Raw genomic sequence first — 3,763 nt, 5'->3', positions numbered from 1 at the left:
GCGCAGTGCCGTCCGGGGCCGCCGGGGCGTCCGGGAATCAGACCTTGAGGTACTTGCGCAGCGTGAAGAAGGCCGCGATGCCGGCCATGGCCATACCCACCACGATCAGCAGAGGTATCACCGCGAGCACCGAGCCGAGCCCGATGAAGTGGATGAACTGCACCCGGTCGGCCAGCCAGTTCTGGACGAAGAAGTGCCCGCCGATCAGCAGCCCGGAAGCCATCATCGCGCCGAGCAGCGCCGAGAAGGCCGCCTCGGCGATGAAGGGCATCTGGACGTAGAAGTTCGAGGCACCGACCAGGCGCATGATGCCGGTTTCACGCCGTCGGCTGTACGCCGACACCCGGACGGTGTTGACGATCAGCAGCAGGGCGACGAAGAGCATCAGCACCATGATGACGAAGGCCGCCGTCTGGAGGCCGTTGAGCAGGCCGAACAGGTTCTCCAGGATCTTCCGCTGGTCCTCGACCGACTTGACGCCGGGCTTGCCGGCGAAGGCGCTCTGGATCACGTCGTACTTGGTCGGGTCGTTGAGCTTGACCCGCCAGGACTGCGGCATGGCGTCCGGGCCCAGGACGGAGATGAGCGGGTTGTCCGGGTTCATCTCCTTCCAGTGCTTGTACGCGTCGGCCGAACTCTCGTAGGTGGACGACTGGACCACCGAGGTCATCTTGTCCAGCTGGTCCTTGATGTCCTGGACCTGCTGGTCGGTGGCCGCACCCTTGTCGCACTGGGGCGAGTTGCGGGCGTCCGCCTTGGTGCAGAAGTAGATGCTCACCTCGACCTTGTCGTACCAGTACCCCTTCATGGAGTTCACCTGGTCACGGACCAGGAGCGAGGAACCGGCGAGGGCGAGGGAGAGCGCGACGCTGACCACGACCGCGATGGTCATGGTCAGGTTGCGTCGGAGACCCACACCGATCTCCGACAGGACGAACTGGGCACGCATGCGGGAAACAACTCCAGGGTCGGTACTGCTCTGGGTCTGGCGGTTCGGGCCGACGGCCCTACGGGCAGCGCTGGTCGGTCAGTGCTGGTACCCGTAGACGCCGCGGGCCTGGTCGCGGACGAGCAACCCCTTGTCGAGCTCGATGACGCGCTTGCGCATCTGGTCGACGATGGCCTGGTCGTGGGTGGCCATCAGCACCGTGGTGCCGGTGCGGTTGATGCGGTCGAGCAGCTTCATGATGCCGACCGAGTTCTGCGGGTCGAGGTTGCCGGTGGGCTCGTCCGCGATGAGCAGCATCGGACGGTTCACGAAGGCGCGCGCGATCGCCACGCGCTGCTGCTCACCACCGGACAGCTCGCCCGGCATGCGGTCCTCCTTGCCGCCGAGGCCGACCAGCTCCAGCACCTCGGGCACCACCTTGTTGATGGCGCTCTTGGGCTTGCCGATCACCTCAAGGGCGAAGGCGACGTTCTGCGCGACCGTCTTGTTCGGCAGCAGGCGGAAGTCCTGGAAGACGGTGCCCAGCTGGCGGCGCATGTGCGGCACCTTCCAGTTGGACAGCTTGCCGAGGTCCTTGCCCAGCACGTGCACCGCACCCGTACTGGGGCGCTCCTCGCGCAGGCACAGGCGCAGGAAGGTGGACTTCCCCGAGCCGGACGAGCCGACCAGGAAGACGAACTCACCCTTCTCGATCTCCAGCGAGACGTTGTCCAGGGCGGGACGGTTCTGCTTGGGATAGGTCTTGGAGACGTTGTCGAATCTGATCACGGCTGCATCACGGAGGCCATCCTAGGCGGCGCCATTCCTCGGTCGGTCCGCCCCGGAGGCCCGGTCCGGGGGCGGGCGAAAGGAGCGCAGAGGGCCGCTCCCGGACTCGGACCATACGCGAGTCGGCGACCGGCCCGCAGGGACCGCCCGCGACAACGGCCGAACCGTGGGGGAGAATGTCCGCTTATGCCCAGAATATTGCGAGGCATCTCACAGCCCGGGAGCCGGAACCGCCGGAACCTGGCAGAGTGGAGGTGGCGGCCGTTTCCGGTCGCTCCCCCGTACAGGGCAGTACATGGAACCAAAGCCCCGTCCAGCGCGTTGGTTGTAGCAGCGAGGAGGAGATCGCATGACCTGCGACCATCTGGTGTGCGCCAACTGCAACGGCCGCGTCAGCGACGGGCGTTGCCCGGTCTGCCGGGCCAACCGGGCCCGGATGCAGGAGCAGCAGGGGCCGTTCGCCGCGCTCTCCCCCGCGACGCTGCTGGCCCTGCTGGCCGGGCTGCTCGCGGTGGCGCTGATCGCCCGGCAGGCCCTGGCCTGACCACCCACGAGACGTACGCAGAAGGGCCCCGACCGCTGCGGTCGGGGCCCTTCTGCGTCGTCCGGTGACTACTCGGCGCTGGTCTCGCGCTGCTTGCGCCGGCGCATTCCGGCCTCGATGCTGTGCTTGATCTTCATCGAGGCCGCGGTCCTCACGCCTCGTTCGAGGTCTCCCGCTGCTTCCTCCAGCGGATCCCGGCCTCGATGAAGCCGTCGATGTCGCCGTCCAGCACGGCCTGCGGGTTGCCGGCCTCGTACGCGGTGCGGACGTCCTTGACCATCTGGTACGGGTGCAGCACGTAGGAGCGCATCTGGTTGCCCCAGGAGCTGCCGCTGTCCTTGAGCGCGTCCATCGCCGCCTTCTCCTCCTGGCGGCGCCGCTCCAGCAGCTTGGCCTGGAGGACGTTCATCGCGGACGCCTTGTTCTGGATCTGCGAGCGCTCGTTCTGGCAGGAGACCACGATGCCGGTCGGCAGGTGGGTGATGCGCACCGCCGAGTCGGTGGTGTTGACGCCCTGGCCGCCGGGGCCGGACGCGCGGTACACGTCCACGCGCAGTTCGCCCTCGTCGATGTCGACGTGGTCGGACTGCTCGACGACCGGGAGGACCTCGACGCCGGCGAAGGAGGTCTGCCGGCGGCCCTGGTTGTCGAACGGCGAGATGCGGACCAGACGGTGGGTGCCCTGCTCGACCGAGAGGGTGCCGTAGGCGTACGGCGCCTTCACGGTGAAGGTCGCGGACTTGATGCCGGCCTCTTCGGCGTACGAGGTGTCGTACACCTCGGTGGGGTACCCGTGCCGCTCGGCCCAACGCAGGTACATGCGCATGAGCTGCTCGGCGAAGTCGGCGGCGTCCACGCCACCGGCCTCGGCACGGATGTTGATCAGCGCCTCACGGGCGTCGTACTCGCCGGACAGGAGGGTGCGGACCTCCAGCTCCTCGACCGCCTTCTGGAGGGCGACGAGCTCGGCCTCTGCCTCGACGCGGGTGTCCGCGTCGTCCTCGGCCTCGGCCAGCTCGAACAGCACGCCCAGGTCGTCGATGCGGCCGCGCAGGCCCTCGACCCGGCGCAGTTCGCCCTGGAGGAAGGAGAGCCGGCTGGTCACCTTCTGCGCGTTCGCGACGTCGTCCCACAGGGTGGGGGCGGCTGCCTCCTCCTCCAGGACCGCGATGTCGGCCCGGATCTTGTCCAGGTCGAGGACGGCCTCGATCGACGCCATGGTCGTATCGAGGTTCTTGAGCTCTTCGGAAGGATCGACGGCTGCCACGCCCCCCAGGGTAATGGTTCCGGGGGTGGTCCTGACGACACCCCCGGTTCCCCTGGAGTCACACCTGCGGTCACGGCGCCCGCGGGGCCGTGACCGACACCGAGGGACGGGCCGGGTGCCCGTCGTCCGGGACGGTGGCCGCGAAGGCCGTCCAGGCCGCGGCGGCGCCCGCCAGCAGCAGCACGGTGGCCACCAGCACGGCCAGCAGCCGGCGGCGGCGCAGCAGGGCCTGGCG

The 3,763-nt window shown here is 68.5% G+C and carries 4 protein-coding genes; 1 reads left to right on the top strand and 3 read right to left on the bottom strand.

Features of this window, described 5'->3' with window-relative positions; translation table 11 throughout:
• Positions 1 to 37 precede the first annotated feature (37 nt).
• Both ftsX and ftsE read right to left on the bottom strand, forming a co-directional pair.
• Positions 38 to 949 carry a permease-like cell division protein FtsX gene (gene ftsX, locus KS423_RS40850; RefSeq protein WP_224284790.1) on the bottom strand — a complete coding sequence of 304 codons (912 nt, stop codon included), beginning with the start codon at positions 947 to 949 and terminating at the stop codon, positions 38 to 40.
• A gap of 78 nt (positions 950 to 1,027) precedes the next feature.
• Positions 1,028 to 1,717 (bottom strand): cell division ATP-binding protein FtsE, encoded by a 690-nt coding sequence (ftsE, locus tag KS423_RS40845; RefSeq protein ID WP_030059730.1) that lies wholly within the window; start codon positions 1,715 to 1,717, stop codon positions 1,028 to 1,030.
• Positions 1,718 to 2,066: 349 nt separating this feature from the next.
• Here ftsE and KS423_RS40840 point away from each other — a divergent pair, with 349 nt between their 5' ends.
• Complete coding sequence (locus KS423_RS40840) at positions 2,067 to 2,261, top strand: hypothetical protein (protein WP_224284789.1); 195 nt, start codon at positions 2,067 to 2,069, stop codon at positions 2,259 to 2,261.
• Between the two features lie 151 nt (positions 2,262 to 2,412).
• Here the strand turns inward: KS423_RS40840 and prfB are convergent, their stop codons facing one another.
• Positions 2,413 to 3,528 carry a peptide chain release factor 2 gene (gene prfB, locus KS423_RS40835; RefSeq protein ID WP_224284788.1) on the bottom strand — a complete coding sequence of 372 codons (1,116 nt, stop codon included), beginning with the start codon at positions 3,526 to 3,528 and terminating at the stop codon, positions 2,413 to 2,415.
• Positions 3,529 to 3,763: the final 235 nt, after the last annotated feature.

The organism is Streptomyces sp. LS1784, from assembly GCF_020103755.1.
Classification (GTDB): Bacteria; Actinomycetota; Actinomycetes; order Streptomycetales; family Streptomycetaceae; genus Kitasatospora.
Note: the sequence above shows the minus strand (reverse complement) of the source record. Positions and strands in the feature narration are given on the sequence as shown.

Excerpts from the sequence above, each read along its gene's own strand:
- ftsX (WP_224284790.1), bottom strand. The coding sequence starts at position 949 with ATGCGTGCCCAGTTCGTCCTGTCGGAGATCGGTGTGGGTCTCCGACGC.
- KS423_RS40840 (WP_224284789.1), top strand. The coding sequence starts at position 2,067 with ATGACCTGCGACCATCTGGTGTGCGCCAACTGCAACGGCCGCGTCAGC.